The organism is Streptomyces canus (genome assembly GCF_001514145.1).
GTDB classification, from domain to species: Bacteria; Actinomycetota; Actinomycetes; order Streptomycetales; family Streptomycetaceae; genus Streptomyces; species Streptomyces canus.
The window spans coordinates 1-1839 of sequence record NZ_KQ948666.1 but is presented as its reverse complement, the minus strand read 5'-3'; the positions used below and the strand labels follow the sequence as shown (position 1 = coordinate 1839).

Below are 1839 nucleotides of genomic sequence, written 5' to 3'. Positions count from 1 at the left end.
GGGTCAGACGCGTGGTGGCGACACCGATCGTCGTCTCCGTCGGACCATAGTGGTTGAACACCGAAGTCCCGTCGCCGGCCGCGGCGATCAACTCACTCACCCAGGCAGCCGGCGCCCCCTCACCACCCAGAACAAGAACACGACCGGGCAGCACCCGTTCCAGACCCCCGGCACCCAGAGCAGCCAGATGCGAGGGAACCACCTTCAGATAGTCGATACCGTGCACGGCAAGGTAGTCCGCGACCAGGTCCGGGTCGGTGACCGCGTCCGCGTCCAGCACATGCAGCACACCACCGGTGGCCAACGACGCGAACACCACCGTGTTACCCAGGTCCGTGGCCTGCGCCTGCAACAGCGCATACCGGCCACCCGGCTCACCGAACCCCACCCGCCCGGGCACCGACTCGACATAGTTCACCAGCGAACCATGCGTGACCGCGACACCCTTCGGCATCCCCGTCGAACCCGACGTATAGATCACATACGCCAGATGGGACGGCTCAACCCGGACCGACGGCGACTCACTGCTCTGAGCCGCGATCTGGGCGGAGACGAACACGTCGTCCAACGCAACGATCCGCACCCGCCCGGCCGGCATGTCACCCACGATGTCCTCAAACCCGAGAACCATCACCGCCCGCGAATCGGCCAGCATGAACCCGATCCGCTCCACCGGCTGCTGCGGATCCACCGGCAGATACCCCGCCCCCGCCTTCCACACCGCCAAGATCGCCGTGAGCATCTCCACCCCACGACCCAGGCACAACCCCACCACCGACTCCGGACCCACACCCTGCCCGACCAGATAGTTCGCCAGCCGGTTCGCCCGCGCGTCCAACTCCCCGTAAGAGACCTCGGCCCCACCGGACACGACCGCAACCACATCCGGCACCTCGGCGACACGCGCCTCGAACAACCCCGCCACCGAACCCGCCGACACCACACCAGCCGTCGCATTCCACCCCACGACGACCCGCTCACGCTCCACACCATCCAGCACATCCACCGCACTCAGAGCCAGCTGCGGACGAGCCGAGACGGCGTCCAGCACCAGCGCCCATCGCTGCGCCAGCAGACCCGCCGACTCAGCGTCGAACAGATCCGCAGCCGCCGTCACCGTCCCCAGCAGACCCGCCGGACGGCCATCGCCGTCGAAGTCCTCGCCGACCATCACATCCAGGTCGAACTTGGCCGCCGGGCGTCCGGTGTGTAGACGCTCGACCTCGAGGTCGGCGAGCTCCAGGGACGCCTCGCCGGTGTTGTGCATCGTGAGCACGATCTGGAAGAGCGGCTGGCGCGCGAGCGAGCGGCTGGGGGCCAGCTCCTCGACCAGGCGCTCGAACGGAACGTCCTGGTTCGCGAACGCGCCCAGACCCGCCTCGCGGACCCGGCCCAGCACCTCACGGAACGTCGGGTCACCCGACAGATCCGTCCGCACCACCAGCGTATTCACGAAGCAGCCGACCAACTCGTCCAGCGCCTCATCCGTACGACCCGCGATCGCCGAACCGATCGGAATGTCCGTCCCCGCACCGAGCCGGGACAGCAGGACCGCGAGCGCGGCCTGCAGCACCATGAACAGCGTCACGCCCTCGGCCTTCGCCAACTCCACCAGGCGCTCGTGGACCTCGGCCGGGATGTTCAGCGGAGCGTTGTGGCCACGGCGGCTCGCGACGGCCGGACGCGAACGGTCGAAAGGCAGCTCCAGCTCCTCCGGCGAGCCGGCCAGCCTTTCGCGCCAATAGGCGACCTGACGCGACATGAGACTGTCCGGGTCGGCGTCGTCGCCCAGCAACTCCCGCTGCCAGATCGCGTAGTCCGCATACTGCACCGGCAACG

General features: G+C 68.3%; 1 protein-coding gene. It reads right to left on the bottom strand.

What is annotated here, in order from left to right; translation table 11 throughout:
* Positions 1-1839: non-ribosomal peptide synthetase (locus AQJ46_RS30675; RefSeq protein ID WP_159064072.1), on the bottom strand; the 1839-nt coding region annotated here is incomplete at both ends.